The organism is Pseudarthrobacter enclensis, from assembly GCF_030811655.1.
Lineage (GTDB): Bacteria > Actinomycetota > Actinomycetes > Actinomycetales > Micrococcaceae > Arthrobacter > Arthrobacter enclensis_A.
Window position 1 is genome coordinate 65742 of record NZ_JAUSRE010000004.1, and the last position, 26398, is coordinate 92139.

General features: G+C 65.0%; 28 protein-coding genes and 1 tRNA gene. 14 read left to right on the top strand and 15 right to left on the bottom strand.

The genetic code is table 11. The features are described from left to right. Window positions 1-42: 42 nt before the first annotated feature. Window positions 43-981, top strand: coding sequence for a DMT family transporter (locus J2X98_RS05075; protein ID WP_307305039.1), 939 nt, complete (start codon window positions 43-45; stop codon window positions 979-981). A 22-nt stretch (window positions 982-1003) separates the two neighbouring features. Here the strand turns inward: J2X98_RS05075 and J2X98_RS05080 are convergent, their stop codons facing one another. Further along, the gene (locus tag J2X98_RS05080; RefSeq protein WP_307305042.1) at window positions 1004-1849 is read right to left on the bottom strand and encodes a glycosyltransferase; all 846 of its coding nucleotides are present in this window, start codon (window positions 1847-1849) and stop codon (window positions 1004-1006) included. 136 nt (window positions 1850-1985) lie between these two features. Further along, window positions 1986-2915, bottom strand: a complete 930-nt coding sequence (locus J2X98_RS05085) for a hypothetical protein (protein ID WP_307305045.1) — start codon at window positions 2913-2915, stop codon at window positions 1986-1988. 155 nt (window positions 2916-3070) lie between these two features. On the opposite strand from J2X98_RS05085, the gene J2X98_RS05090 reads away from it, so the two are divergent. The 3 genes from J2X98_RS05090 (at window position 3071) to J2X98_RS05100 (ending at window position 5514) form a co-directional block, all read left to right on the top strand. Beyond that, window positions 3071-3616, top strand: a complete 546-nt coding sequence (locus J2X98_RS05090) for a peptidylprolyl isomerase (protein ID WP_307305048.1) — start codon at window positions 3071-3073, stop codon at window positions 3614-3616. 9 nt (window positions 3617-3625) lie between these two features. Further along, complete coding sequence (locus J2X98_RS05095; protein WP_141944789.1) at window positions 3626-4504, top strand: rhomboid family intramembrane serine protease; 879 nt, start codon at window positions 3626-3628, stop codon at window positions 4502-4504. 542 nt (window positions 4505-5046) lie between these two features. Further along, window positions 5047-5514, top strand: a complete 468-nt coding sequence (locus J2X98_RS05100; protein ID WP_222116084.1) for a carboxymuconolactone decarboxylase family protein — start codon at window positions 5047-5049, stop codon at window positions 5512-5514. Window positions 5515-5732: 218 nt separating this feature from the next. On the opposite strand, the gene J2X98_RS05105 is transcribed toward J2X98_RS05100, so the two are convergent. Together J2X98_RS05105 and J2X98_RS05110 are read right to left on the bottom strand one after the other, a co-directional pair. Further along, the gene (locus J2X98_RS05105) at window positions 5733-6317 is read right to left on the bottom strand and encodes a DNA-3-methyladenine glycosylase I (protein ID WP_373460832.1); all 585 of its coding nucleotides are present in this window, start codon (window positions 6315-6317) and stop codon (window positions 5733-5735) included. 53 nt (window positions 6318-6370) lie between these two features. After that, complete coding sequence (locus tag J2X98_RS05110; RefSeq protein WP_141944788.1) at window positions 6371-6622, bottom strand: cell division protein CrgA; 252 nt, start codon at window positions 6620-6622, stop codon at window positions 6371-6373. A gap of 173 nt (window positions 6623-6795) precedes the next feature. Between J2X98_RS05110 and J2X98_RS05115 the strand changes: the two genes are divergently transcribed. The 3 genes from J2X98_RS05115 to J2X98_RS05125 are packed head-to-tail and all read left to right on the top strand — an operon-like array spanning window position 6796 to window position 8398. Next, window positions 6796-7587, top strand: a complete 792-nt coding sequence (locus J2X98_RS05115; protein ID WP_307305056.1) for a class E sortase — start codon at window positions 6796-6798, stop codon at window positions 7585-7587. Between the two features lie 2 nt (window positions 7588-7589). After that, entirely contained in the window at window positions 7590-7760 is a 171-nt protein-coding gene (locus tag J2X98_RS05120) for a hypothetical protein (protein WP_174237555.1), read from the top strand. Beyond that, a complete protein-coding gene (locus tag J2X98_RS05125; protein ID WP_141944784.1) occupies window positions 7757-8398 on the top strand; it encodes an aminodeoxychorismate/anthranilate synthase component II in 642 nt (213 codons plus the stop codon). Before J2X98_RS05120 ends, J2X98_RS05125 begins: the two co-directional genes overlap by 4 nt. Window positions 8399-8423: 25 nt before the next feature. On the opposite strand, the gene pknB is transcribed toward J2X98_RS05125, so the two are convergent. The 7 genes from pknB to J2X98_RS05160 are packed head-to-tail and all read right to left on the bottom strand — an operon-like array spanning window position 8424 to window position 17883. Beyond that, the gene (gene pknB / locus J2X98_RS05130) at window positions 8424-10376 is read right to left on the bottom strand and encodes a Stk1 family PASTA domain-containing Ser/Thr kinase (RefSeq protein WP_174237554.1); all 1953 of its coding nucleotides are present in this window, start codon (window positions 10374-10376) and stop codon (window positions 8424-8426) included. Window positions 10377-10391: 15 nt separating this feature from the next. Further along, window positions 10392-12119 carry a protein kinase domain-containing protein gene (locus tag J2X98_RS05135; protein ID WP_307305060.1) on the bottom strand — a complete coding sequence of 576 codons (1728 nt, stop codon included), beginning with the start codon at window positions 12117-12119 and terminating at the stop codon, window positions 10392-10394. Then, a complete protein-coding gene (locus J2X98_RS05140; RefSeq protein WP_307305063.1) occupies window positions 12116-13576 on the bottom strand; it encodes a penicillin-binding protein 2 in 1461 nt (486 codons plus the stop codon). The genes J2X98_RS05135 and J2X98_RS05140 overlap by 4 nt, the downstream gene beginning before the upstream one ends. Then, complete coding sequence (locus tag J2X98_RS05145; RefSeq protein ID WP_141944778.1) at window positions 13573-14961, bottom strand: FtsW/RodA/SpoVE family cell cycle protein; 1389 nt, start codon at window positions 14959-14961, stop codon at window positions 13573-13575. The genes J2X98_RS05140 and J2X98_RS05145 overlap by 4 nt, the downstream gene beginning before the upstream one ends. Further along, window positions 14958-16661, bottom strand: a complete 1704-nt coding sequence (locus tag J2X98_RS05150; RefSeq protein ID WP_307305067.1) for a PP2C family protein-serine/threonine phosphatase — start codon at window positions 16659-16661, stop codon at window positions 14958-14960. Before J2X98_RS05150 ends, J2X98_RS05145 begins: the two co-directional genes overlap by 4 nt. A 2-nt stretch (window positions 16662-16663) precedes the next feature. Further along, window positions 16664-17146 carry an FHA domain-containing protein FhaB/FipA gene (locus J2X98_RS05155; RefSeq protein WP_141944774.1) on the bottom strand — a complete coding sequence of 161 codons (483 nt, stop codon included), beginning with the start codon at window positions 17144-17146 and terminating at the stop codon, window positions 16664-16666. Beyond that, window positions 17143-17883: a DUF3662 and FHA domain-containing protein gene (locus J2X98_RS05160; RefSeq protein ID WP_307305072.1), complete on the bottom strand. Its 741-nt coding sequence runs from the start codon at window positions 17881-17883 to the stop codon at window positions 17143-17145. Before J2X98_RS05160 ends, J2X98_RS05155 begins: the two co-directional genes overlap by 4 nt. A gap of 395 nt (window positions 17884-18278) precedes the next feature. Here J2X98_RS05160 and J2X98_RS05165 point away from each other — a divergent pair. Continuing rightward, window positions 18279-18361, top strand: a tRNA-Leu gene (locus tag J2X98_RS05165). A 209-nt stretch (window positions 18362-18570) separates the two neighbouring features. Further along, window positions 18571-19803: a 23S rRNA (adenine(2503)-C(2))-methyltransferase RlmN gene (gene rlmN, locus J2X98_RS05170; protein ID WP_307305075.1), complete on the top strand. Its 1233-nt coding sequence runs from the start codon at window positions 18571-18573 to the stop codon at window positions 19801-19803. Between the two features lie 4 nt (window positions 19804-19807). On the opposite strand, the gene J2X98_RS05175 is transcribed toward rlmN, so the two are convergent. Beyond that, window positions 19808-20539 (bottom strand): TetR/AcrR family transcriptional regulator, encoded by a 732-nt coding sequence (locus J2X98_RS05175; protein WP_141944769.1) that lies wholly within the window; start codon window positions 20537-20539, stop codon window positions 19808-19810. Window positions 20540-20620: 81 nt separating this feature from the next. Between J2X98_RS05175 and J2X98_RS05180 the strand changes: the two genes are divergently transcribed. Next, window positions 20621-22066, top strand: coding sequence for a flavin monoamine oxidase family protein (locus J2X98_RS05180; protein WP_307305081.1), 1446 nt, complete (start codon window positions 20621-20623; stop codon window positions 22064-22066). A 66-nt stretch (window positions 22067-22132) separates the two neighbouring features. Further along, window positions 22133-22615 (top strand): pyridoxamine 5'-phosphate oxidase family protein, encoded by a 483-nt coding sequence (locus J2X98_RS05185; protein ID WP_141944765.1) that lies wholly within the window; start codon window positions 22133-22135, stop codon window positions 22613-22615. Window positions 22616-22642: 27 nt separating this feature from the next. Here J2X98_RS05185 and J2X98_RS05190 read toward each other — a convergent pair whose 3' ends face one another. Further along, entirely contained in the window at window positions 22643-23251 is a 609-nt protein-coding gene (locus J2X98_RS05190) for a DUF6919 domain-containing protein (protein ID WP_141944763.1), read from the bottom strand. Between the two features lie 60 nt (window positions 23252-23311). After that, a complete protein-coding gene (locus J2X98_RS05195; protein ID WP_307305089.1) occupies window positions 23312-23920 on the bottom strand; it encodes a hypothetical protein in 609 nt (202 codons plus the stop codon). A 189-nt stretch (window positions 23921-24109) separates the two neighbouring features. Between J2X98_RS05195 and J2X98_RS05200 the strand changes: the two genes are divergently transcribed. Next, a complete protein-coding gene (locus J2X98_RS05200; RefSeq protein WP_307305092.1) occupies window positions 24110-24667 on the top strand; it encodes an NADPH-dependent FMN reductase in 558 nt (185 codons plus the stop codon). A gap of 16 nt (window positions 24668-24683) precedes the next feature. Further along, window positions 24684-25064: a VOC family protein gene (locus J2X98_RS05205; protein ID WP_307305096.1), complete on the top strand. Its 381-nt coding sequence runs from the start codon at window positions 24684-24686 to the stop codon at window positions 25062-25064. Window positions 25065-25155: 91 nt separating this feature from the next. On the opposite strand, the gene J2X98_RS05210 is transcribed toward J2X98_RS05205, so the two are convergent. Then, window positions 25156-25557, bottom strand: a complete 402-nt coding sequence (locus tag J2X98_RS05210; RefSeq protein ID WP_141944755.1) for a DUF5997 family protein — start codon at window positions 25555-25557, stop codon at window positions 25156-25158. Here J2X98_RS05210 and J2X98_RS05215 point away from each other — a divergent pair. Continuing rightward, window positions 25520-26341 carry a LysR family substrate-binding domain-containing protein gene (locus J2X98_RS05215; protein WP_307305102.1) on the top strand — a complete coding sequence of 274 codons (822 nt, stop codon included), beginning with the start codon at window positions 25520-25522 and terminating at the stop codon, window positions 26339-26341. The two genes, J2X98_RS05210 and J2X98_RS05215, sit on opposite strands and share 38 nt — an antisense overlap. Window positions 26342-26398: the final 57 nt, after the last annotated feature.

Here is a 26398-nt window from a genome sequence, read left to right on the forward strand (position 1 = left end):
CGCTTTCCATCGCCACGCGTAACCAGCATCAAGGGGGCTGCAGTGAACTTCTTCTTCGCGGCCCTGGGCGTCCTGGGCGTGGCCTCCTCAGGGCCCCTCATCGCAGCCACCCTGGGCGCAACCAGCGTCAGCGCCCTTGCCATCGCCTTCTGGCGCAACGCCATCGGTGCCGCTGTCATGGCCACACCCACCCTGGTCCGCGAGCCGCGGCAGTTCGGCAGGGTAACCGGCAGGGAATTCCGCTGGTCGTCCCTGGCAGCAGTCGCCCTTGCCCTGCACTTTGCCTGCTTCATCACCTCACTCCAGCTCACCTCGGTAGCCGCCGCCACCGCCCTGGTGTGCTTGCAGTCAGCGTGGATCGCCGTGTTCCAGCTGTTCCGCGGCACCCGCCACCGGTGGCAGGTACTGGCCGGGCTGGGAATTGCCTTCGGCGGAGTGGTGGCGATTACGGGCTTTGATCTGGGGACCTCCCCCCGGGCCGTCACGGGCGATCTGCTGGCGATGGCCGGAGGGGCGCTTGCAGGCCTGTACACCCTGGCCGGAGGCAAAGCCCGGCAGAGCATGACCACCGGAACCTACACGACGCTTTGCTATGGGATGTGCGCCGCCCTTGTGGCTGTGCTGGCCCTCTGCGCGGGCCAGCCCTTATCCGGGTTCGAGCCGGCAGGGTGGCTTGGCATCGCAGCCATCACCGTCTGCGCCCAATTGGTGGGCCATACCGCCTTCAACCACCTGCTTGCCACCATGAGCCCGCTGATCGTTTCCATGATCATCCTCCTTGAGATCCCGGGGGCAGCGCTGCTGGCGGCGCTCTTCCTGCACGAGACCCTGCCGGCAGGCACTTATGCGGGACTCGGCCTCATTTTGGCGGGGCTGGCCGTCGTCGTCCTGGGCCAAAGAACCGGCAGGAACGGAAGGCGCGCAAGTGCGCCCCAGGAGGAACCGCCGTCGGAACGCCTCGCGGAACTGGGAACCGACTGAGGCCTACTGATCGACCTGAGGGCTACTGACCGCCGCGGCGCACTGGCTGGGCGGTGTTGACGGTGTGAATGGCCCTGAGGAGCTTGGCGGGGAAGTACACCGAGAAGAAGACCACCATGGGGGCCTTGAGCGCCATCTTCTTGACGTTGTGCGCCTTGTAGGTCCGGTCGAAGCGGGTGACGTAGTAGCGGTAGTCCCGCGGTGAATCCTCCAGGCGGCGCGCGGACATGCCGGACACCATCTGCGGCCAGTAGCGTACGGGAAGCTCATGGTCAGCCAGGTGCAGGGACAAATCGATATCCTCGTGCATTTCGTCCTTTTCGTCCCGGCAGGTCTCCGGGCGGATGGTCTCCCAGGCGGTGGCACGCAGGGCCATGTTTGAGCCGAACAGGAAATGGTACTGGTGCTTGGCAAGCTTCAGCATGAGCTGGCGCATTTTGTCATCCGCCTTGAGCCCGAAGCGGCGCATGGGCATGTCGTAGTAAACCACGGGGCCGGTGGCAGCCTGGACGGACGGGTCCGCGAAAGCCTTTTGCACCTGCTCCACCCAGTCGGGTTCGACAATGGAGTCCGCGTCAATGCGCCCCAGGATGTCCCCGGTGGCGCTGTCCAGGCCAAAGTTCCGGGTGGGAATCAGCCCCTGCTCACGGTCCTGGCTCAGCAGGATAATGGGACTCTCCGGATACTCAAGCTGCATCTGGCGGACAATCTCAGCGGTCCGGTCTTTGGAAAGGTTGTCCACCACGATGATCTCGTGCGCAGGAACACTCTGGTAAATGGCGGCAATCAGGCACTGCCTGATGACGCTCTCCTCGTTGTACGCCGGGATGACGATGGACACGCGGAGCTGTACGGCTGCGTCATTCACGAAAATCCCCAGAGGATCGGTTGGCTGGCATCACTTCAAATCTAGCATCCGGGAGTTTCCTGCCCGCGGCCCGAACACAGGCACAGGAAAGGGGCCCCGCTGTCAAGCGGAGCCCCTTTCCTGTGTGGCGGGAAGACTAGGCCTGGCTGCCGCCGTTGTCCTCCTTGGTAGCGGCCTTGGCGTCCTCGGCCACGTGCTTGGCCTTCTCAGCGGCGTCCGCGGACTTGTCCTTTGCGCTCTCCGCAGCGTCACCGGCTTTGTCTGCTGCGGCACCCGCAGCAGAACCCGTTGCAGCTGCAGCTTTGTCGGCGGCCTCTGCGGCGGTGTCTTTGACATCGCTCACCGTGGTGGCAGGAACGGGGGCCGGAGTCGGCGTCACGGGGGAAGGAGTCTTCCAGGGGTCCTCCACCGGCTTGGATGCCTTCCATGCTGCAACACCCGCGGCAACGGCAGCTGCCACGACGCCGAACACCAGCCAGCCGCGCTTCTTTTTGGGCTCCGGCTGCGCCAGCTGTACGTCCACCGCGCGGCTTGCTCCGGCGGCGGCAGCCTTCAGCTGCGTTCCCGTTGCCTGCGCCTGTTCCTGGATGGCTTGGATGATGCCCGCATCGCCCAGCTTCTGCGCCATCGCGTCCACCCGGGACGGCGTGTTTTCCAGCGTGCGGTGAACTGCCTCTGAAGCCACTCCGATCTGGTCCGAGAGGCGGGGAAGGTACTCCACCACTACGCGGTCGCGGGCATTCAGGACAACAGGCGTTGCCTTGTCCAGGGCTTCGTGCAGCTTGGGCGAGGCGCCTTCGACGACGTCGTTGATCTTGGGTGCCAAGTGTGCCAGCCCGTCCTGGATCCGCGGAGTTACCGTGGCAACACCGTCAGCCAGGTTATGCGCTGCCGACTTCAGGCCTTCCTGGATCTTGGGAGATGCAGTATCCAGGCTCTGCTGGAGGCGGGGAACAGCCCAGTCCACAGCGGCTTCCACCCGCGGCGCCGCCCAATCCTTCGCGTTTACCACGGCACTGGTCACCGACTGCTCAAGGTCCCGGGCAATACGATCCGATTTCTTCACAACTACCTCCCGATTAATGTGACGGTTCTGTCGCTAGCCTACGTGCCCAGATCTTCGCGGGCTATTCACTCTGCGGATTTTAGGGGGATTTCACCCAACGCGGAACTGCCTCCGCAGCCGTGGCCGGCCCGGACCGGCATGGGAGAATGGGGCCTATGACTGCCATCGCAACCGCAAAAGCAACCATCCACACCAGCCTCGGCGACATCAAGGTCAACCTCTTCGGCAACCACGCGCCCAAGACGGTCAAGAACTTCATCGGGCTCGCCACCGGCGAGCAGGCGTGGACCCACCCGGAAACCGGCGAGGACAAAGCCGGCACACCGCTCTACAACGGAACCATCTTCCACCGCATCATCAAGGACTTCATGATCCAGGCCGGCGATCCCCTGGGCCGTGGAACCGGCGGCCCCGGCTACCGCTTCGACGATGAGATCCACCCGGAACTGAGCTTCAACCAGCCCTACAAGCTGGCCATGGCCAACGCCGGCATCCAGATGGGCAAGGGCACCAACGGTTCACAGTTCTTCATCACCACCATTCCCACGGACTGGCTCCAGGGCAAGCACACCATCTTCGGTGAAGTGGCTGACGAGGAATCCAAGAAGGTAGTCGACGCCATCGAAGGCGTCCGCACCGGCATGGGCGACCGCCCCGTTGAGGACGTCATCATCAACAGCATCGACATCGAACAGCTGTAACGCTCCACCATGAGTTACGGAATTCCGTCGGCCGAGCCGTCCGCCCAGGTCCCGGTTTGCCCGCGGCACCCGGACCGGCCGTCCTACGTGCGTTGCCAGCGCTGCGGGCGCCCGGCATGCCCCGACTGCCAGCGGGCGGCCGCCGTCGGATTCCAATGCGTTGACTGCGTCAACGAAACAAAACGTACGACGCCGGAGGTGCGGACCGTCTACGGCGGTGCCGTTGCCAGCGGGAAACCTTTGGTGACGTTCGCAATCATTGCGGTCTGCGCGGTACTCCAGGTCCTGCAGTTCATCATTCCCAATGAGGGTGTCTACCAGACCCTGGCCTTCGCCAACATCTACGCAGAACCCAAGTACGGCGAGTTCGAACCGTGGCGGATGCTCACCTCGGCATTCCTGCACTCCCCGGACAACCTGCTCCATATTCTGCTCAACATGTACACGCTGTGGATCTTCGGCCAGGCCCTGGAACCGATCCTGGGCCGCGTGCGGTTCCTGGCGCTGTTCCTTATCTCCGCCCTGGGGGGGTCCGTGGGGTATCTCCTGCTGACCCCGCTCTATGTCCCCGGCCAGCAACTCTTCGGGGTGGTGGGGGCGTCCGGGGCGATCTTCGGCCTCTTCGGCGCCATGCTGCTGGTGCAGCGGCAGCGCGGTGGCGACACCCGCCAGTTGTGGGTGCTGATCGCCATCAACGGGGTCATCGGCTTCCTGGTCCCACAGATCGCCTGGCAGGCGCACCTTGGTGGACTGGTCACCGGCGGCCTGTGTGCAGCCGTCATCGCCTACACGCCGCGTGGCCCCCGGCAGCCGCTCATCCAGGCGCTCGGCCTGGCCGCCGTCCTTGCACTGCTCATTGCCGCGAGCTGGCTCAGGGTGACGCTTTAGCCCTCTCCCGTTCTCCGAACGTCAGCTGCCCCTTCACCTTCGGGTGTGGGGGCAGCCTGCTTTTCCACACCCCTTATCCACAGTGTGCGTAACTTACACAGCTGTAGTTCCGGTGATAATGCCCGGTACGCTGGCGTTGTCGATGGTCCCGTTCCGGTGTCAGGGGCATTTCTCCACACCTGTGGATATCTATTGGGGATATCACTGTGTGTAAGTGGATAAGCGGCACGTCCAAGCCAGCGTTGTGGACAAGCAGGCCCGCGCCGGCCCGCTGCAACAGGAAACCACGGCTCGCCGTAGGGTTATCGACAGAGTTTTGCACATTGTTAATAAGTGACAGGGGTGTAGTTCAAGGGCACGTTTATCCCACCGCAGTAGGGATGGGGCGGTTTTCCGGAAGGATTTCCACGCGGTTTCCCACAGCTGTGGATAACTTGTGGGTATTGCCATGTTGGTAAGTGGATAAGACCCGCGTCCGGGCCGGGTCCATCCTGCCTATGATGGTTGCGTGCCAGAGCCGTTCTAACCGACAAAGGACACCCGTGGGCGTGACCGAACACCTGTACCTGGACAAACAGCATCCGGCCCTGTGGAAGTCGATCAGCGGGTTGGGACTCAAAGTGCAGGAAGCTGCCGAAGAAGCCGGGTTGGGGCGGGGGCTGCTGGAACTGCTCAACGTGCGGATCTCGCAAATCAACGGCTGCGCTTACTGCCTGGACCTCCACGTGCGGCGGGCCGGGGAGGCGGGGGAAAGTGCCCAGCGGTTGGCGGTACTGCCCGCGTGGCGCGAGACCACGCTGTTCACCGACAAAGAGCGCGCTGCCCTGGCGCTGGCGGAGAGCATCACCGAATTGCCGGACCAGCGCGTGCGTGAGCATGCAGAAGCCTTCGCTCGGGAGTGCCTTTCGGCCGAAGAGTTCTCGGCCGTGAGCTGGGTGGCCGTGACTATGAATGCGTTCAACCGGGTATCCATCACCAGCCACCACCCCGTCAGGCGGGACCGGCCATAGCCTGCGCGACCTGCCGCCCTTCCGCAGGCGTGCAGCCGTTATCCACAGGTGTTCCACAGTGTTAATAACGGCATGTGTGGGGTGGGTTTAGCCTCAGGAAGCTGCAATATGGGGATGGGCAGGGCTTCGCGTAGCAGAACCTTATGGTTTTCCACATTGTGGATAACCTTCCCAACAGCTGGGGATAACTGTAAGGTCGCAGGCTGGCGGCCGGTGGGCTAGCCGGGCCAAATCCCCGATGAGCCCCGGCGGTGGCTGCCCAGGAGGTGGGTGTCCACCATGCCCACAGCCTCCATCAGGGCGAACATGGTGGTGGGTCCAACAAAGGAGAAACCGCGCTTCCGCAGCGCCTTGGAGAGGGCAACGGACTCCGCCGACTGCGTGGGGATATCCGTGACCTCCGTCGGCCTGGGGGTGCTGGAGGGGCGGAAACTCCATACGAAGTCGACCAGGCCGCCGTCCTTGCGGAGCTCAACGGTGGCCTGCGCATTCTTTACCGTTGCAAGAATTTTCAAACGGTTCCTGATAATGCCGGGGTCCTGCATCAACCGTTCCACGTCTGCGGTGCCGAACAAGGCGACAACGTCCGGATCGAAGCCGGCAAAGGCTGCACGGAACGCAGGACGCTTGCGCAGGATGGTGGCCCAGGAGAGGCCCGCCTGGAAGCCTTCCAGGCAAATCCGTTCGTAGAGGCCCTGCTCATCCGTGACGGGCAGCCCCCATTCCCGGTCGTAATACGTGCGCATGAGGGGATCCGCGGCGGCCCAGGCAGGCCGGGCAAGCCCGTCCTCGCCGATGATCACGCCGGTTGCATCGGGAGCCAGTGCAGTCCTCCTCGGTAGGGTCCCGGGGCGTGCTAGGAACGCCAGCGGGTGGTCATCAGGAACCCAACGATGGCAATGCCGAAGCCTGCCACGATGTTCCACGACTGCCAGGCCTGGACGGGAAAGCGGCCCTCGCTGATGTAAAACGTAATGATCCAAAACAGGCCGATAATCATGAGGCCGAACATCACCGGCTTGAACCACACTGGATTGGGCTTGTAGGCCTGCTGGGAAGCCGGCTGGGCGCTGGGGGCAGTCTTCTTGCGAGGCCTTGACTCGGGCACTGGCTCTCCTTGGCGGGCTGGGCAAGCTCGGCGTCCGCGGCTTGGTATCCTGCAAGAAGGAAATTGCCAGCGGTCTGCGCGATCTTGGTCAAATCTGGATTCTTACTAGCAGCCAATTCTAGCCGCAGTTGATGGGCAACCAGTGCCCAGGGTGAACGCCCGGAGGAGAACGCGTGGTATTGCAGGAGAAGGCGGGGGCCGCCACCGGGCCCGCCCCTCGTCGTGCCCTGCTGCGCGGCACGGTGCAGGTGCTGGGCGAGCTGTTGATTACCGCAGGCATCATCCTCCTGCTCTTCGTAGCCTGGCAGTTGTGGTGGACCAATGTGGAATCAGATGCCAAGCAGAGCCAGGTCATCAAGCAATTTGCCCAGGACCTGGGGACCCCGGCCCCGGCTCCTACCGCAACAGCCCATCCCGGTTCGCCTGCCCCTGAAGATTTCGGCAAGCCCGTCGTGGGAACCGCTCCCGGCCACGCGGGAACCATCGGCATCATGTATATTCCCCGGTTCGGTGCCACCTACACCCGCCCCATCGTGCAGGGAACCAGCCAGGACGTCCTGGACACCCTGGGAATCGGCCACTACAGCAATACGGCAATGCCGGGGGCCATTGGCAACTTTGCCGTTGCGGGACACCGCCAAACCCACGGCGCGGTGCTGGACAATATCCACACCCTGGTGCCCGGTGACAAGATCTACGTCCAGACGAAGGACGGTTACTACATCTACGTCTTCCGGAACAACCAGATCGTCATGCCCTCCCGCACCGACGTCCTGGATCCGGTACCCACCCAGCCCGGCGTCGCGCCCACCGAAAGCTACCTGACCATGACCAGCTGCAACCCCCGTTTCGGCGCGGAAGAACGCATCATCGCCTACGCCCTGCTGGACAGCTGGCGCCCTGCAGCGGCGGGACCGCCGGCTGAGATCGCCGCGCAGGTTGCGGCCGCCACCGGAAGGAGCTGACAGTGTACGCCTGGATATTCCGCCACCTCCCCGGACCGCTCTGGGTCAGGATCTCCATCTCGCTGGTACTGGTGTTCATTGCCCTGGTACTGATGGTCCAGTTCCTTTTCCCCTGGATGTCCCACTTCACCCAATTCACCGACTCGACGATTGGTTCTACAGACCAGCCATGACCGCAACCAAGATCCTTGTAGTGGATAACTACGACAGCTTTGTCTACACCCTGGTGGGCTATCTCCAGGAACTCGGCGCCGAGACCACCGTGGTCCGCAATGACGACGTGACGCTGGCAGAGGCAATTGAGCTTGCCAGCACCCGGGACGGCGTCCTGATCTCTCCCGGCCCGGGCAATCCTGCTGAGGCGGGGGTCTGCATCGAGCTGATCAAGTGGTGCGGTGAGAACAGCGTTCCCATGTTCGGCGTGTGCCTGGGCCACCAGGCTCTGGCGGAGGCCTTCGGCGGGAAGGTAACCCACGCCCCTGAGCTCATGCACGGCAAGACATCCCAGGTGGAGCACGTCGGCACCAGTGTTTTCGCCGGGCTCCCCTCCCCCGTCACAGCTACCCGCTACCACTCGCTCGCGGCCGTCCGGGAATCCATCCCTGATGTCCTGGAGATCACTGCGCAAACGGCTTCTGGCGTCGTCATGGGTCTGCAGCACAGGACTGCCCCGCTGTGCGGAGTGCAGTTCCATCCCGAATCGGTCCTCACCGAAGGGGGGTACCAGATGCTCGGGAACTGGCTGGAGTCGCTGGGAATGAAGGGCGCGGCCGCCAGGGCAGCGAAGCTCAGCCCGCTGATCCAGCACTAGCCGGGACCAGCCCGGGCACAGGCTGTCAGCCCTTCCTGGTGGGCTTCGGCGTCGGGCTGGATGACGGCGTCGGGGTGTCCGTGGGGGAGGGTGTGGGCGCCGGTGCCTTCGCCACCACGATCGTGATCGTCTTTCCCTGGTCAACCGCCGCATTGGCGGGGTCGCTCTGGTCCGTGACTTTCCCCGGCTCCACCTGCGAGTTCTCCGCCTCAACCACCGAAGGGACCAGGCCCAGCTGCTTCAAGGCAGCCTCGGCCTCGTCACGGCCAAGGCCCCGCAGTTCCGGGACCACGACTTTGCCGGTGGAAACGATGAGCTCCACGCTGCTGCCAACGCCAACGCTTTGACCCGGGGCCGGGTTGGAGGTGATCACTATTCCGGCCGGTACCGTGGCACTGTTGGCGGTGGTGGTGGACGGTGATCCCACCAGGCCCACCTGGCGCAGGATGTCCCGGGCAGCCGCCTCCGTCTTGCCGGGGAGGACATCCGGAACCTTCACTGAGCTGGGCCCCTGGGAGACGTTGAGGACAACTTCAGCACCCGGATCCAGGGACGCCCCGGCTGCGGGGTCCGTCCCGATGGCGGTTCCCTTAGGCACGGTGTCGTTTGACGACCGAGCGATTTTGGGGCGGAGGCCCGCGTTATACAGTTCCTGCAGCGCCGCGGTTTCGGTCATGGCAGCCACCGACGGGATCTGGATCTTGGGCGCAGCCGGAACGGGACGGTTGACCGTCTGGTAGAGCCACAAGCCACCGCCGGCGAGGATCAGCAGGGTGAAGATCACCAAGGTGGCAATCCAGGCACGACGCCGTGACTTCTGATGGGTGGTCCGCTCGCGTTCCTGGGGGAAGCCGAGCGGGAGTTCATCGTCAGCTCCGTGCCCGTCTGCCAGCTCCAGCGGAGCCGCCGGGACGCCGTCGTCATGGAAAAGGCTGGTGGCAGCGAGGCGACCTGTGGGCGCCTCATCGGCGAAACCTGCCCCCGCCGCCCCGAAAGCCTCGGTGGGCGGCGCAGCCTCGGGGACATGGTCGTTGGGATCTGTGGGCGCCTCGGAAGCCGGGACGGGCGGTAGGGCCACGCCGGCCTTGGCGGCGCGGAGGGCCCGGCGGAAAGCTGCGGCATCCTGGAACCTGTCGTCCCGGTTTTTCTGCAGGGCCTTGGCCAGCACGGTGTCCAGCGCAGGTGTCACCTGTGGATTGAGGCTGCTGGCCGGCTCTGGAATTTCCCGGACGTGCTGGTAGGCCACGGATACCGGGCTGTCCCCGACGAACGGTGGCCGCGAAGTCAGCATTTCGTAGAGCAGGCATGCAGCAGAATACAGGTCGCTGCGGGCGTCCACGGTTTCGCCCCGGGCCTGTTCCGGTGAAAGGTACTGCGCCGTTCCCACCACTGCCTGCGTCTGGGTCATGGTGGCGGAGGAATCGGCGATGGCGCGGGCGATGCCGAAGTCCATGACCTTCACCGAATTGGCGCCCTGGCAGTACATCACGTTGGCAGGTTTGATGTCCCGGTGCACAATCCCTGCCTTGTGGCTGTACTCAAGGGCTCCGAGTACGCCCAGGCAGTAGTCAATGGCCTGGTCGATGGTGACATCATTGGCACGAATCAGATCGCGCAGCGTCTTGCCTTCAACGTATTCCATCACGATGTAGGGCACCCGCACGTCCTCGCCGCTGCCCTCATGGACCAGATGCTCGCCGGTGTCGAAGATGGCCACGATGGACGGGTGGTTCAGGGCTGCCACCGCCTGGGCTTCACGCTTGAACCGGGCCTGGAACTGTGGGTCCCGGGCCATGTCCGGCCGCAGCAGCTTGATGGCAACGGTCCTGCCAAGGCGGGTATCGGTGCCCTTGTAGACGTCCGCCATGCCGCCGCGGCCAATGAGGTTGCCCAGCTCGTAGCGGCCGCTCAGGACACGCCGGTTGTCCACCGGAAGGCTGTCCTCCCGGTGCAACGGAGTGCGTGGTGACTCATTCACTGGTGATCCCGATGTTTACGGTGCGCAGGTCGGAGGCGTCCCAGGCGTCTGGCCGGCCGCGCAGGTTGGCAGGGGCGAGATGGGCGTGGGCCCCGCTACCGGGGACGAGGAGGTTGGGGCAGCCGTCGGTGCCGCCGTGGTGGGGGCAGGAGCCGGGGCGGTGGCGTAGACAACAGTGATCAAGGATCCCTTGGGCACCGTTCCGGTCGGGTTCAACTCAAGCACGGTTCCCGGGGCGGCGGAGGTGCTCTCCTGTGGGAGGACCGTTACCTGAAGCCCCATGCCCGCCAGGGTCGACTGCACCTGGCGGTAGTCCTTGCCCAGGTACGCGGCTGGAATCACGTTCACCGTGGCCTGTGTGGGCGTCGGCGTGGGCGTGGGAGTAGGGGTGTTCCGCGTTTGGGTAGGCGTAGCGGACGGAGTGGTCGGGGTGGGGGTGGCCGACGCCGTGGGCGTGCTGCTGGCCGTGGCGCTTGTCGTGGGGTTGCCGGCAGGCGAAAAGAGGCCTGCCTGGTTCAGGAGGAAACCCACGAGCGCAAACAGGAGCAGCAGGATCAGGGCGATCAGGGGCCATGTCCAGGGGCTGCGGCCCTTGCGGCGGGGCTCATCGGAGGGCTCGTCGTCGTACGTCTCCTCCTCTTGGTCCCAGTTCCGCTCGGCAGCCAATGCGTTGGCCCGGGCAAGTGGTCCCGGCGCACGCTCCGCACCATCGGCAGTCGCACCATGGGCACCGGCAGCCATTGCGGCGGCAGCGCCGGCCGCACCTGCCCCGAGCACCGGCAGGGCGGAGGTGGCGGTGGATGAATCCCGGTGGGTGCCAATGACACCGGTGGGGGCGGTGGCGGTGTCAACAGGGGCAGTGATGGGACCGGTGTCGGCGTCGAAAAGAAGCATGCCGGGCACAGCGGCACGTGCTGCGCTGATATCGCCGTTGCGGATGGCTTCAGCAGCTTCGGCCAACTTGATGGCATTGGCAGGACGGTCCTTGGGGTCCTTGGCCAGCATCGACATCAGGAGCGCGCGCACAGGAGCAGGCAGGGTTTCTGAAAGCGGAGGCGGTGCGTCGTTCACCTGGGCCAGTGCGATGGCAATCTGCGACTCACCGGAGAACGGCCGGTGGCCGCTGAGGCATTCGTATCCGATGACGCCCAGTGAGTAGATGTCCGAAGAGCCGGTGGCCGTCTGGCCGGTCGCCTGCTCAGGAGCCAGGTACTGCGCTGTACCCATGACCTGTCCGGTCTGCGTGAGCGGCACCTGGTCGGCCAGGCGGGCGATGCCGAAGTCTGTGACTTTGACACGGCCGTCGGGGGTGATGAGGAGGTTGCCCGGCTTGACGTCGCGGTGGACAAGGCCCTGGGCGTGGGCGACTGCCAGCGCGCGCGCGGTCTGGGCGATGATCGAGAGTGTCCGGTCCGGCGACAGGACCTGTTCGTGCTCGATGATGCTGCTCAGCGGCTGGCCCGGGACCAGTTCCATGACCAGGTACGCCGAGCCCTCTTCTTCGCCGTAATCGAAGACGTTGGCGATCCCCACATGGTTCAGGAGGGCGGTGTGGCGGGCTTCGGCACGGAAACGCTGGAGGAAGCCGGGGTCACCCGTGTATTCCTCCTTCAGCACCTTGATGGCGACGATGCGGCCCAGGACGAGGTCTTTGGCCTTCCAGACTTCCCCCATGCCGCCGATCGCGATCCGCGTAGTCAGCTGGAATCTGCCGCCGAGGGTGATTCCCGTTGTAGGCCTCACTTATTCAACACCGCCTCAAAAATCTTCTTCGCGTTAGGACTGGTTAGCTTTGCGCCCGCGTAGATGTCTACGCCTTCCATGACGATCGTGACACTGACCTTGGGGTTGTCCGCGGGGGCGAACCCGGTGAACCACGAGTTGTTCAGGCCATTGCCCAGTTCGGCGGTGCCGGTCTTGCCAGCCACCTGGACGCCGGGGACTGCTGCGGACTTGGCGATGCCATCGGTGACCACGCTGGTCATCCATTCAGTGATCTGCTTGGCGATGTCGGGAGTGGTGGACGTCCTCAGCTGCGCCGGCTTGGGCTCGTCGATCACCCGCAGGTCCGGGGACCTCAGTGTCTTGACCAGGGTGGGCGCCATCTGTGCCCCGCCATTGGCGATGGCCGACGTCATCATGTTGACCTGCAGGGGCGTGACGCGGACGTCCTTCTGGCCGATTGCCGACTGGGCAAGGCCTGGTTTGTCCAGGTTGTCCGGGAAGCCGTTGCCCAGCGCATGGCCGAGCTTCAGCTGGTCCCCGACATCCTCGCCGAAGCCAAACTTCTTGGCCTGGTCCGCAATGGCGTTGCGGCCAAGGTCCAGCGCGATGCTGGCGAACGGGGTGTTGCAGGACTGCTGCAGGGCGAAGGCGAAGCTGGCAGTGTCGCGGGTGTAGCAGTTGCCGCCGGCATAGTTAGGCAGCTTGTACTGGATGCCGTCGAAGGGCATTTCGGCGGGGTTGGGCAGGACGCTGTCCTTGTTGTACTTCCCGGAGGCCAGGGCGGCTGCGGTGTCCACAAGCTTGAAGACAGATCCGGGAGCGAGGAGCTCGCCCGTGGGACCGCTGACGTTCTGGTTCAGGTTGATGCCCGGAACCTTGACCAGCTCGTTCATGTTGGCACCCTCGGCCGCAGGGTCCTGTGTGGCCACAAGGTTGGGGTTATAGGACGGCTTGGAGGCCATGGCCAGGATGGCACCGGTCTTGGGATTGCTCACCACGATCGATCCACGCTGTCCGTCCGGAATCAGGCTGTAGGCGAGTTGCTGGATCTGCGGGTCAATGGTGAGTTCCACCGATGCGCCCTTGGGCTGGTTGCCCAGGAAGAGCTGGCCCACCCGGTCAAGGAAGAGCTGGTCGGAGTTGCCCGCCAGTTCGGCGCCCATGGCCTGTTCCAGGCCGGTGGCTCCGTAGTTCTTCGAAAAGTATCCGGTGATCCCCGCGTACAGTTCAGGCTGGGCGTAGGTGCGCTGGAACTTACAGGTCTCGGATCCGGTGTCCACCGACTCGGCCACAGGGGTGCCGCCCACAATAATGGCACCACGGTCATTGCAGTAGTTCTGCAGGATGGCACGCTGGTTCAGCGGGTTGGTCTTGAGATCGTCAGCACCCACCACCTGTACGTAGCTGATGGCGCCGAAGATCAGCGCAAACATCGCAACGGCGGCGACCCAAGAATGACGTATCGCCTGGTTCATGCCTGCTTCACCGCCTCAGTTGGAGTATCAATTCCTGTTGCCGCAGCTGTTCCTGCCGGCGGAAGTGGTGTGGTGTCCACCGGGCCGCGCGCGGCATGGGAAATCATCAGCAGCAGACCCACGATGATCCAGTTGGCCAGCAGTGATGATCCGCCGGCTGCAAGGAAAGGTGTTGTCAGACCGGTTAGCGGAATGAGCCGGGTCACGCCACCGATCACGACGAAGCATTGAAGGGCAACCGCGAAGGACAGGCCGCAGGCGAGCAGCTTGCCGAACGAGTCGCGCGTGCCCAGCGCTGCGCGGAAGCCCCGGGTGAAGAACATCAGGTACAGCAGGACGATGGCGAACAGGCCGATCAGGCCCAGTTCCTCGCCAAGGGAGGCGATGATCATGTCACTGTTGGCGAAGGGAACCAGGTCGGGCCGACCCTGGGCAAGGCCGGTCCCCACCAGTCCACCGTTGGCCATGCCGAACAGCCCCTCAATCACCTGCCGGCTGCCGTTCTCGTAGACGTCGGGTGAGAAGGCGTTGAGCCATCCGTAGATGCGCTGCTGCACGTGGGAGAACACCTGTGCCGCCACGAAGCCGCCCCCAATGATCAGGGCCACGCCGATCACCACCCAACTGATCCGGCTCGTGGCCACATAGATCATGACGATGAATAGCCCGAAGAACAGCAGCGACGACCCGAGGTCCCGCTGGAAGACCAGCACGCCAATGCTGACCAGCCATGCGGTGATCATCGGGCCCATGTCCTTGAACCGTGGAAACTGCATGGGTCCGATCTTGCGTCCCGCGAGCAGGATGAGGTCCCGGTTCGATGAAAGATAACCGGCAAAGAATATAGCCAGGGTAATTTTTGCCACTTCACCCGGCTGGAACGTCATGGACCCAACCTTGATCCACACTTGCGCACCGAGGATTTCGCCGGCTCCGATCCCCGGCACGAGCGGCATGATCAGCAACAGAGCGGAGGCTGCAAGGGAGATGAAGGTGAACCGCCGCAGGATGCGGTGGTCTTTAAGGAAGAACACGACTGCGATGGAGACCGCCATCGCGAGAAGGGTCCAGCGCAGTTGGTTGTTCCCCGTGTCGCCGCCGGGAGGGTCCAGGCGGTGGATCATCGCCAGGCCCAGCCCGTTCAAGGCGACTGCGATTGGAAGTATTACCGGATCTGCATATTTAGCACGGAAGCGCAGTACGGCGTGGAACGCCAAGGCGGCGATGGCCAAGAGGCTGGACTGGAACCAGAAGTCGGAGTCGAACGCCTTTTCCTGGTCCACGCCCACCAGCATGTTGGCGCCGATGCCCACCACCAGGGCCAGCAACAGCAGCGCCAGCTCGACGTTGCGGCGAGGCTTGGGCATAGTGCTTACCTGGCTCATTTGGCCGCCTCGCAGGTGATGGTGGGGGTGGGAGAGGGCGAAGGTGCCGGAGGTGCGGAGGCATTCGGGGCCGGCGGAGGAGCGGCGCTGGCAGGAGGTGCGCTGGGGGTTGGTGCGGAGGGAGTGGCTGAACCCGATGGCTTGGGGCACTCCTCCTCCGGTGACGTGGTTCCCGTGAGTTCGAGGTTCTTCACGATCCGCTGGGCGTCGTAGAGGTCATTGGCCGGAACCGTCTGGCGGACCCGCTGCTGCGAGAAGGGCGGCAGGGAGTCCATGCGGATATCAGTCACGGCTTCCAGGGAGGACAGCTGGATGGGCCCAAGCCTTTGGGATACGCCGTTGAAAATGGCCACGCGGGAATCGAACTCGCCCACGTAGTAGCGGGTCTGTGTCCAGGCGTAGCCGAGCCAGAGACCAACCGCCACCACAACCACCACGGCCGCCGCAACGGACCACGCAACCCAGCGGCGGGGCCGCAGCGGCACGAGGTTGTCCTCACCGTCGCCGGCAGGTTCAGCCTTATGGGTCAGAAGGGTAGCGGCGCGCCGGGCCACGGTACGGCCGGCCACGGTGGGGATTGATCCGGATTCGGCGGCGGCCGCAGCCGCCCCGACCAGTTCATGCGGACGGGAGGCGAGTTCTTCCCGAAGTACCTCAGCAGAAAGATGTTCCCCCAGATTGGGGTCCGTGCTGCCGGATTCCGTTGCTTGGCCGTCGCTGGTGTCCGCTTCAGCGTCCTGGTCGTTCCCGGTGGTACCGGCCTTCGCCGCGGCGCCGCTGCCATCCGCCGCAGTGCCGGCGGTCTCTTTATCCCCGGTGGGACTGGCGGGAGTGGTGGCGGAGGCCGCCGCGGCCGCACTTGACGCGGCAGCGGGTTTGCCGCCCTGGAGCGGGCGGACGACGTCGACGGCGGCAGTGCTGACGTCGTCGGGCGTTTCTTCCACGATGTCCACCACGACCACGGTGACGTTGTCCGGTGACCCCGCCTCCAGCGTCAGTTCAACCAGGGTTTCCGCGCATTCGTGCAGGTTATGCGTCTCCCGGACCGTCCGCTCCACGGCATGCCCGGCCACGTAGTTGAGCCCGTCGGAGCACAGCAGCCAGCGGTCCCCGGGCCGGGCGTCAAGGGTGTCCAGGTCGAGCTCAGGGCTGGCGTCCACATCGCCGAGGACCCGCATGAGGACGTTCTTGTGCGGGTGGGTTTCGGCTTCCTCGGGGCGCAGCCTGCCTTCGTCGATCAGGCGTTGGACGAAGGTATGGTCCACGCTGATCTGCTTGAATTCGCCGTCACGGAGGCGGTAGGCACGAGAGTCGCCAATATGTGCGAAGTGCAGTTTGCCGCCTGCAAGCAGGAGCGCGGTAACGGTGGTCCCCATGCCCGCCAGTTTGGGGTTGATGTGCACCAGTTCGGACAGCAGCGAGTTTGCCGTCTGGATTTCGTCGGCGAGGACTGTCCCGGCCTCGTCCCCGTGGTCGGGACTGTCCAGGTGGATCATGTCCAGGACGGTTGCGGCCGAGGCAACGTCACCGCCGGCATGCCCGCCCATGCCGTCCGCCACAACAGCGAGATGGCGGCCCGCGTAGGCGGAATCGTCATTTTTCGAACGGATCCGGCCGACGTCGGAGCGCGCCGCGAAGCGCATGATAAGGGGCCGCTCAGCCGGACTGGAGCCGGTTGCGGGGTTTTCAGGCACGGCCACGGTTACGGCCTCAATTCAATGACCGTCTTGCCGATTCTCACGGGTACCCCTGGCTCGACCGGCAGGGCACGGGTAAGTTGCTGGTCACCGAGGTAGGTCCCGTTGGTGGAGCCAAGGTCTTCGATAAACCAGCGGCTGCCCTGCGGGAAAAGCCTGGCGTGGCGGCCGGACGCGTAGTCATCCTCCAGGACCAGTGTGGCTTCCTGGGCGCGGCCCAGCAGGATGGGACTGGCTGCCAGCGGCACGGTCCTGCCTTTGAGCGGACCTTCAACTACCACCAGTTGCCGCGCCTGCTGCTTCACCGGCTGCGGCGGTGCCTCGGCAAGTTCCGGGTTCCGCCGGATCTGCCGGGCCGTGGGTGCGCCGGCCGCGGCCTTCCGGCCCAGCATCAGGTCCCGGCGCATGGCGGAGACGATGCTGAAAATGAGCACCCAGAGGAGCAGCAGGAAGCCGAACCGCAGCGCGGTGATGGTCAGGTCGCTCATGCGTGGCCACCCGGGCTGGCAGGAAGCAGGCGGAAAATGATCTTTGTCCGTCCCATCGTGATGGTGGAGCCGTCGGTGAGTTCCGTGCTTCCGGAGACTTTCTGGCCGTTGACGTAGCTGCCGTTGGTGGAGCCGAGGTCCACTGCGCTGGTAAGGCCGTTCGCCGTACGGATCTCAAGGTGGCGCCGGGATACGCCAGTGTCCTCGATGTGGATGTCTGCGTCGGATGACCGGCCCAGGATGATGGAGGGGGCGTTCAACGAATAGCGCTGGCCATCGATGTCCAGCACGGGCTGGAGCCTGACAGGCTGCCTGCTGGGAGCTGCGGGGACGTTCGGCCTGGGCTGCGGGGCGGCCCCTCCCTGGGACTTCTCGGTGGTGGAGGCAATCTCAAAATCCCCGGCGCGAAGCCCAGCATCCCGGCGGAAGGAGATCCGCACCGGGCCCTGGAGGATGTAGCCCTGGCTGCGCACATGGTTGATCACCACATCGCAGAGTTCCTCGGCCAGGGGAGTGCCCCATTCCTGGGCCCGGCCGAAGTCGTCATCACTGAGTTGGACATCGAAGACGTTGGGTACCAGGGTGCGCCCGGCCGCTACTGTGAGGGCCTTGTGGTCCACCTCCCGGCGGAGCCGGCTGGCGATTTCCACAGGTTCAACCTGGGCTTTGGAACCGGTGGAGAAGACGCCGCGGACGGCCTTTTCAATGCCACGTTCAACCTTGTCCAGCAGACCCATGGTGCTTCTCCTTTCCCCCCGGCTCCGGGGCAGTAGTTTGTTGCTGACCAGCACCTGCAGGGCAGTCCACCGCTGCGCGGTTGACCCGCCGGCAGTGCCCACTCCTACATCCGATACTACTTGCCACCTCTGTGAATGACCTTAATCCGCAACGGCCGGCCGCCCGCAAAAGCCCGATTCCGGCAGTGGCGTGGGCCGCCGGCACGCCATCCTGCTGCTGCCAATGGTCCTGCCCGGCCCCCGCTTCCTTACGGTTTCTGCGCACTCTGCACACTGTCACAGAGGGCTGGTGGAGGCCGATTGGTAATTTCCCGCTCATGTCCGTTATGCTTGATCTCGCTGCTTTTACGAGGCACGGATGCAGGAAAACGGTCCGGCTGAGTGGAAGAAGTTGCGCGCGAGTGGCGGAACGGCAGACGCGCTGGCTTCAGGTGCCAGTGTCCGAAAGGGCGTGGGGGTTCAAATCCCCCCTCGCGCACGCAGATGAAGGAGCCCCGGTCTTAGGACCGGGGCTCCTTTGCGTTTCCGGCATCTGACAAATTGCACCGCGGGCCGGACGTCGCACCCACGCGTTCCCTGGTGGTTTGTCCGCTGGCGGGTGCTTTGGCGCCTCGCCATTTGTACGACGGCGGGGGCGTCGCCCGGCAGGATGGGCGGCGGTTTGACCGCCATGGGATGATAGAGGGGATGACTTCCCCCACTTCTCCTTCTGGAAATCCTGTTCGCGCGCCCCGGGAAGCCGCCGGTGCCCGCCCCCAGGTCCTGCCCACCGCCGAGGGCTGGGAGCAGGCCCGTACCGTCGAAGGCCGTCCGCTCCTCCAGTTCGCGTCCCCCCGGGTAAAGCAACCGCCGGTTCACCTGGCCGACATGACCCTGGCGGAGCGCGGTGAAAAGTTGAAGGAGCTTGGCCTCCCGGCTTTCCGTGCCAAGCAGCTCTCCACGCACTACTTCCAGCACTGGACCGTGGATCCGGAGCGCATGAGCGACCTGCCCAAGGCAGGCCGTGAGGAGCTGGTCTCCCAGATGTTCCCGCCGCTGCTCACCGAGGTGCGGCGAAACCGTACCGATAAAGGGGACACCATCAAGTTCCTCTGGCGGCTCTTCGACGGGGCCCTGGTGGAGTCCGTCCTGATGCGCTACCCGGGCCGCATCACCCTTTGTGTCTCATCGCAGGCCGGCTGCGGCATGAACTGTCCCTTCTGCGCCACCGGCCAGGCCGGATTGACCCGCAACATGTCCACAGCGGAGATCGTTGACCAAGTGGTGGCTGCGAACCGCGTCATCGCGGCAGGCGAGCTGGGCCCGAAGGAGCACGACGACGAGCGGGTCACCAACATCGTGTTCATGGGCATGGGGGAGCCGCTGGCCAACTACAAGCGCGTGATGGCCGCCCTGCACCGCTTCGTGGACCCCTCGCCTGAAGGCCTGGGAATGTCGGCCCGGAACATCACCGTTTCTACCGTCGGCCTTGTCCCTGCCATCCGCAAGCTCGCGGACGAGGACCTGCCGGTCACATTTGCGCTGTCCCTGCATGCCCCCGACGATGAGCTCCGGGATGAGCTGATTCCGGTCAACAACCGCTGGAAAGTGGATGAAGCGCTCGACGCCGCCTACGACTACTACCGAAAGACAGGCCGCCGGGTCAGCATCGAGTATGCCTTGATCAAGGACATGAACGACCACCCCTGGCGTGCAGACCTCCTGGGCAAGAAGCTGAACCAGCGCGGACGCGGCTGGGTGCACGTTAACCCCATCCCGCTCAACCCCACCCCGGGGTCCATCTGGACTGCGTCGGACAAGGAAGTGGAACAGGAGTTCATTGCGCGGCTCCGTGCCACCGGGGTGCCCTGCACCCTCCGTGACACCCGCGGCAAGGAAATCGACGGCGCCTGCGGCCAGCTCGCGGCGGCCGAGAGCTAGGCGACTACCGGCCCCGCAGCGCCCCCAGCCCGGAGATCAAGGCCTCCAGTCCCATCCTGAAGGCCGTGTCCGCCGGGCGGCCCAGCTCCTGCGCGTTGGCTTCAGCGCGCCCACCGGAAGGATCCGCGTCCCGGGCCGAACTCCGCACCGCTGCGGTGAAATAGGGCGTGGCGTCGGCCATTGAACCCGACTCGAAGATGTCCTCCGGCGCCGTGACATCGTACGCAGACCCGAAGATGAACGACTCCAGCGCCACGATCGCGGGAACGATGCGCTCCTGCGGGAAGCCGGCGTCGGAAAAGCCTTTGCTGACGGTCTCATACATGGCCAGCGTCTGGGGCGCGTCCGTGACCGGCAGGACTGCAATGACGGGGATCAGCGGAGTGTGCTCCGCGAAGACGTTCCGGTAGCTCCAGGCCCAGGTGCGGACCGCGTCCTCCCAATTTCCGGCCGCGAAGGCTGAAACGTCCACGAGCGACATCAGATGGTCTTCCACCAGCAGCAGGACGTCCTGCTTTGAGGCCACATGGTTGTAAAGGGCGGACGGCGCCACGTCGAGGACCTTGGCCAGGGCCGCCATGGTCAGCCCTTCATAGCCTTTGCGGCTGGCCAGTTCCAGCGCTGCCGCCGTGATTCCCGACTTGTCCAGCACCGCCGCCGACGGGCGTCCGGCCCGCCTTTTTTGCCCTGCCCCGTTGCTGGTGGGGCGTCCCCGTGCGGCTGATACTGCCGGCATTGCTGCCCTTTCGTTGACGTCCCCTGCATTATTCCACCCGGTACTTCCGCTCCTGCCAGGCACCGGTTATAGTTCTAATAAATGAATGACATTCATTTAGTGGTTCCTGTCACGAAGGGCCGCAGAGAGGACATCATGCTGAACCTGAACCGCGACGTCGTAGTCGTTGGAGCCGGGCCGTCCGGACTCACGGCCGCCCGTGAATTGAAGAAGGCCGGCCTCACCGTAGCCGTGCTCGAGGCCCGCGACCGCGTGGGTGGCCGCACCTGGACGGACACGGTGGACGGCGCCATGCTCGAAATCGGGGGCCAGTGGGTTTCCCCGGACCAGACCGCCCTCCTGGAGCTGCTGGAGGAACTGAACCTGGAGACCTACCCGCGCTACCGCGACGGGGAGTCCATCTACATTGGCACCGACGGCTCACCCATTCGCTACACGGGCGACACCTTCCCCGTGGACGCCCCGACCGCCGTCGAAATGGACCGTCTTGTGGCCCTCCTGGACGGTCTCGCCGCCGAGATCGGACCAACAGAGCCGTGGGCGCACCCCAAGGCCCGCGAGCTGGACACCATTTCCTTCCATCACTGGCTGCGGCAGAACTCAACCAACGAGGAAGCCTGCAAGAACATCGGCCTGTTCATCGCCGGCGGCATGCTCACAAAGCCGGCGCACTCCTTCTCCGCCCTTCAGGCAATCCTGATGGCCGCCTCCGCGGGCTCGTTCACCCACTTGACGGACGAGGATTTCATCCTGGACCGGCGCGTGGTGGGCGGGATGCAGCAGGTCTCCCTGCTGCAGGCGCAGGAGTTGGGTGGCGACGTCGTCCTCAACTCGCCGGTGCGCACCATCAACTGGGAGCCGGACGGCGACGGCGGCCACCGCACCACTGTCGAATCGGACCGGGCCACGGTCAACGCCCGCTTCGTGATCATGGCCGTGCCGCCCAACCTCTACTCGCGTGTCTCCTATAACCCGCCGCTGCCCCGCCGGCAGCACCAGATGCACCAGCACCAGTCCCTGGGCCTGGTCATCAAGGTGCACGCCGTCTACAGCACCCCGTTCTGGCGCGATAAGGGCTTGTCCGGGACAGGCTTCGGCGCCGACGCCCTGGTCCAGGAGGTCTACGACAACACCAACCACGGCGACCCGCGCGGCACTCTGGTGGGTTTCATCTCGGACGAGAAGGCCGACGCCATGTTCGAGCTGTCCGCCGAAGACCGCAAAAAAGCCATCCTGGAATCCATCGCCGGCTACCTCGGTGAGGAGGCGCTGACGCCGGAGGTCTACTACGAGTCCGACTGGGGCTCGGAGGAATGGACCCGCGGCGCGTACGCTGCCAGCTACGACCTGGGCGGCCTCCACCGCTACGGCAAGGACCAGCACGCACCGGTTGGTCCCATCTACTGGTCTTCCTCCGACCTTGCGGCCGAGGGGTACCAGCACGTGGACGGGGCAATCCGCATGGGCCGCATCACGGCCGCCCGGATCGCCGAGGTGGCAAAGATTCCGATGACCGCCGGCTGGTAAATAAGCATGCTTACTAATAGGCTGGCGGCGGGGAGCGTCCCCGACTTCAGACGAACGAGGTGAGGCATGACTGACGCCCAGAGCATAAGCAAGGTTACGGAGATCATCAACGATTCCAGGATCGGGATGGTCACCACCATCAACGAAGAAGGCGCCCTCGTCAGCCGGCCCCTGGCCGTCCAGGAGGTAAAGGACGACGGCGACATGTGGTTCTTCACGGGCCTTGGCACCTCCCAGGTTGCGCATGTCCGGGCTGATTCGCGCGTCAACGTCTCCTTTGGCAAGAACACCGAGTGGGTGTCCGTGGCCGGGACCGCACAGGTAGTCACGGACCGGACCAAAATCCGCGAGCTGTGGAACCAGGCCGTTGAAGCCTGGTTCCCGGACGGCCCGGACACCCCCGAGGTGTGCCTGCTGCACATCGACTCGGACTCCGCTGAGTACTGGACCAGCCCGGGCGGCACAGCAGCCACCGTCCTGCAATGGGTCAAGTCCAAGGTCACCCATGACCGGATGAGTGTCGGCGAAAGCGGCACCGTGGAACTGTAGTTCCGGACGGTGGGCGGGGCGGGGCGGCTAAGGCTGCTCCGCCCCTTTCAATGCCTGCAGGACCGCCGGAAACAGCACCCCGCTCCGTCCCCACACCGGATCCAGGATTTCCACATACCAGGAATCCGCGAGCAGCAGGGCGAGGGCATCGTTGGTCTCCTCCGCCCAGTCCCGGATCTGTGCCTCCTCCACGGGACTCTCGCTGGAGCCAAGCACGGTAGTGATTTCAGCTCCTGCCAGCGTCACGGGGATGGCGGCGCTGCTGGCTTCGCCCGGCGCATGGCCAACGGAAACCAGCTCGGTGCGGGTGGACAGCGCCAGCAACTGGCCAGCAACCCCTGCACTGCAGAAACCGGTGACGTATTCACGCTGCGCCGCCCCCTCGGCGAGGATTCCCGGCTGCGATTCCTTGGTGAACAGTCCGTTGCGGTTCAGCCCGGCCAGCGCCGGGGCGATCGGCCTGGTCTCGTCGTCGAACGCGGCGGCCAAATGCCCCGGCTGATAGGAACTGCCGCCCTCCAGCCAGCGGGCGGTCAATTCACCGGCAGCCTCCAGGGTGGTGGCCTGCCGCCAGACCCCGCGGTCCTCCAGCAGCCGGCCGTACTCGTCATGGACCGGCAATTCCTCAGGCTTCATCCTGGGATGCTACCGCCGGCCTGCGGGGCGGCCGCAACCCGGCCGACACGGCACTTAACCTCAGGCACCCTGCTCCAAAGGCAGCGCGGACGGAATTCCCGCCGCCCGTTCGGCTGCCGCCAGGGACGCGGCCAGGCTTCCGACGGCCTCCGGGTAGCCCTGGTGTGCCGCCTCCCGCAGCCGGTCCGCCGTCCGCATGGCCTTGATCAGCGCAGACGTTTCAGGCAGCCGGACGTCGGTCAGCGCCGGATAATCGATGCTGTAGGCGGGATCAAGTTCGTAACGCCGCCACCGGACCATGAGTTCATCATGCTGCGCCCTGGCAGCCTGGTGGACTGAACGCTGCTGCCGCTGTTCACGCCGGGCGGCACGCCGGGCAAGGAACCTGGGGGTTGTTCGGTGGGCGGCAATTCCCGCAGCAGTGCCGGCCCCCGCCAGGACCAGTCCGGCCCACGGCGATACCAGTGCTGGGATCAACAAAGCGGGGATGGCCACGCAGGCGCCCAGGAAAAGGTCCCAGAACACCTGGTCCGGAGCTTCATCCGGTGAACTGCCCGCGGGAGCCAGCATCCGGCGTCGGACAACGAACATCGTGCCGGCCACGCTTGCCACCAACACCGGGCCGCACAGGAGCACCACCCAAGCGCCGTGGAACAGGGACTCAGCCATTGCCATCGCACACCTCCGGGCGCCATAGCCCCGGCCGGAAAGCCCGGGCTGGTCCTTCCATTGGACCCCCTTCCAACAGGGGGGTCAATGCCCGGGCGCGCCGGAATAAAAGCCCGCAGCCCGGGCATTTTGCTTTATATGGGCCTTCCACCCACAGGTCCATGGTCCTGTCCGGAAAGGAGGACGGTCATGGTAAAGATCGCAGTAGTGGCGGGCAGCACCCGACCCGGGCGGCACAGCAGGCAGGTGGCGGACTGGGTACTCAGGCGCGCGAGGGAACGCGGCGGTGCCACCTTTGACCTGCTCGACGTGGCGGATTTCAATCTTCCCCTCCTGGACGAGCCAATGCCGCCGTCCCGGGGCAACTACCAGCACGAACACACAAAACGGTGGGCCGCGGCCGTCAACGGGTATGATGGGTACCTCTTTGTCACTGCCGAATACAACCACTCTGTGCCCGGCGCCCTGAAGAACGCGCTGGACTTCCTGTACGCGGAATGGAACAACAAGGCTGCCGGCTTTGTGAGCTACGGGAGCGCCGGCGGCATCCGGGCCGTGGAACACCTCAGGCTTATTGTGGCCGAACTCCAGATGGCCGACGTCCGGGCCCAGGTATCCCTGCCGTTCGCCACGGAGTTCCAGGGTTACGCAGCCTTCACCCCCTCCGAGACCGCGGAGCAGGCTTTGCAGGCATTGTTCGACCAGCTGATTTCGTGGTCGGCAGCCCTGCAGGCCGTCAGGGCCTGACGGGTACCGTGGAAGCATGCGAATCAAAATGTGCAGCATCCACGTCAAGGACCCCGCGGCCGCCCATGCCTTTTACACCGGGACCCTGGGTTTCGACACGCTCATGGCGATGCCTGAACACAACCTGTACATCATCAAGGATCCGGGAGCGGACGACAGTTCAGTTGGGCTGCTCCTGGAACCCAGCGACAACCCGATCGGCGCGGACTATATGAACGCCGTGCGCGAGGCCGGTCTGCCCGCCATCGTTTTTGGGGTTCCGGACCTGCAGGCGGAGTATGACCGGCTTGTGGCTGCCGGCGTCAGCTTCAAGATCCCGCCCACCTCGGATCCGTTCGGTACCAGCGCCGTGTTTGACGACGGCTGCGGCAATTACGTGCAGATCCACCAGGACTAACGGTCCGCGATGCAATAGAAGCGTTGTTCGCGCATCCGGACCTTCAAGGCCCTGAGGGGCGGACAAGCTTCTGCAATGCGGCTGCCGGCTATCAGGCCTGGGCGCGGTCCTTCTTGGCCTGCTTCTTTGCGGCTTCCTCCTTGACCCGCTGGGCTTCGGCGCGGACGGCCGCGTGCGTGGCCCGCTCGGTGACCAGCCACTGTGGGGGAGCCTGGAGCAGCGCGGTGATCTCCGCCGTCGTCAACGCTTCCTCAACCCCGCCGCGGGCAAGGCCGCTGATGGAAACATTCAGCTTCTGGGCGACAACCGGGCGGGGGTGGGGGCCGTTGCGGCGCAGTTCCGCCAGCCATTCCGGCGGGTTGGCCTGGAGCTCGGCGAATTCCTCGCGGGTAATGGTTGAATCCTGGAACTCCTGCGGAGCTGCCGGCAGGTAGATGCCAAGTTTCTTGGCTACGGTGGCCGGCTTCATGGACTGGGAGTTTGCAGAGGTCATGCTTCAAGGGTATCCGGGCGGCGGGTACTGTGAAGACGTGCCCGCTGACGATTCCCCCACGACTGATGCCCAAACCGCCCCTGAGGAGGCTGCGCCGCGGGTGCTCCGCATTACCTATGTGCCGGGGGTAACGCCGGGCAAGTGGATCCGCCGGTGGGAGGAACGGATGCCCAATATTCCCCTCCAGGCATTTATGGTCGACGACGGCGCCCAACTTGGCGGCCTCCGCGACGGCAGCGCCGAGATGGGATTTGTCCGCCTTCCCGTGGAGCGGGAGGGTCTCAGCCTCATACCCCTTTATGAGGAGCAACCGGTGGTGGTGGCTCCGAAGGGCCACGAGATCTCGGTGTTCGAGGAAGTGGCCCTTGCCGACCTTGACCAGGAATCCTTCCTTGACGTCGCGGCCCTGGGGGGCCCGGAGGCTTCTCTGCAGGTGGTTGCTGCGGGCGCCGGGCTGGTGATCCTTCCCATGTCCGTGGCCCGCCACTTCAATGTCAAGGACACCGTGGTACGCAGGCTCACAGGCGCGGGCGGCACCGGGATTGCGCTGGCGTGGCCCACGGACGCCACCGACGAGGTGCTCGAGGAGTTCATCGGCATCGTTCGCGGGCGCACCGCGCAGAGCTCCCGCCAGCCCTCCGCCCAGCCAACAACGGTGAAGAAGGAGCCCAAGCCCGACCGCAGGGGGACCGGCACCAAAAAAGGCCCCAAGGTGGCGCAGCGGTACGCGCCCAACCCGGACAAGGGCCGCGGACGGGGTTCACGGAAAAAGGGGAAACGCTAGCCCCGTCTTCGGGCAGCAGTGAAGCCGGCCCGCAGGGTGCGGAACCGGCTTCGCTGG